The following is a 1,178-nucleotide window of genomic DNA, read 5'->3' on the forward strand; positions in this document are numbered from 1 at the left end:
GATGCCTTGGCACTAGGAGCCGAAGAAGGACGTGGTAGCCTGCGATAAGCCTCGGGGAGCTGGCAAACGAGCTGTGATCCGAGGGTTTCCGAATGGGGGAACCGACGACGCCGGTCTCGCCGAGGCGCTGCGGGCCTCCGGGCGGGTGCTCGGCTCCACGGCGCTGCGCGAGCTGACGCGGACGGCGCGCGCCGAGCTGTTCGGCGCCGGCCCGCTCCAGCCGCTCCTGGACGAGCCGGGCACGACCGACGTGCTCGTCAACGGCCCCGACGACGTCTGGGTGGATCGCGGCGCGGGACTCGAGCGCGCCGGTGTGACGTTCGCGAGCGCCGCCGACGTGCGCGCGCTCGCGGTGCGTCTCGCAGCGGCCGGAGGAGGACGGCTCGACGACGCGTGCCCCGTCGTGGACGCGCGCCTGCCCGACGGGACGCGCCTCCATGCCGTCGTCGCGCCCGTGTGCGAGGCGGGCGCCGTGATCTCGCTGCGCGTGCTGCGGCCGCGCGGCTTCGCCCTGGCCGACCTCGTGGCGCGCGGGACCGTACCCGCTGCGTGGGCGCCGCTGCTGCGCCGCCTCGTCGAGCGGCGCGCGTCCGTGCTGGTCTCCGGCGGGACGGGGACGGGAAAGACGACGCTCCTCGCCGCGTTGCTCGCCCTCGTCCCGGCCGACGAGCGCGTCGTGTGCGTCGAGGAGGCGCGCGAGCTCGTGCCCGACCACCCGCACGTCGTGCCGCTGACGGCACGGCGGCCCAACGTCGAGGGCGCCGGCGGCGTCGACCTCGCCGACCTCGTGCGCGCCGCGCTGCGCATGCGGCCCGACCGCATCGTCCTCGGCGAGTGCCGCGGCGCCGAGGTGCGCGAGGTGCTCATGGCCCTCAACACGGGTCACGAGGGCGGCCTCGCCACGATCCACGCCAACGACGTCGGCGTGATCCCCGCGCGCCTGGAGGCGCTCGCGGCGCTCGCCGGCATGGACCGCGCGGCGGTCGCGGCGCAGGCCGCGAGCGGCCTCGACGTCGTGCTGCACCTGCGGCGCACCCGTCACGACGGGGTGACGCGCCGCCACGTCGCGCAGATCGGGGTCGTGCGCCGCGACGGTGCGGCGGGGCTCGTGGTCGACCTCGCGGCGTCGTGGGACGGGGCCGCCGAGCCGCCGGCCGGCCCGGCGTGGGGCGACCTCG

At 77.1% G+C, this 1,178-nt stretch carries 1 protein-coding gene; it reads left to right on the plus strand.

From position 1 onward, the window contains the following. Positions 1-73: 73 nt before the first annotated feature. Positions 74-1,178, plus strand: a 1,105-nt coding sequence (locus tag JZ5iCDA_RS17585; protein WP_216093487.1) for a TadA family conjugal transfer-associated ATPase, incomplete at its 3' end; no start/stop codon positions are given.

The sequence above is a fragment of the Cellulosimicrobium cellulans genome (assembly GCF_001722485.1).
Taxonomy (GTDB): domain Bacteria; phylum Actinomycetota; class Actinomycetes; order Actinomycetales; family Cellulomonadaceae; genus Cellulosimicrobium; species Cellulosimicrobium cellulans_A.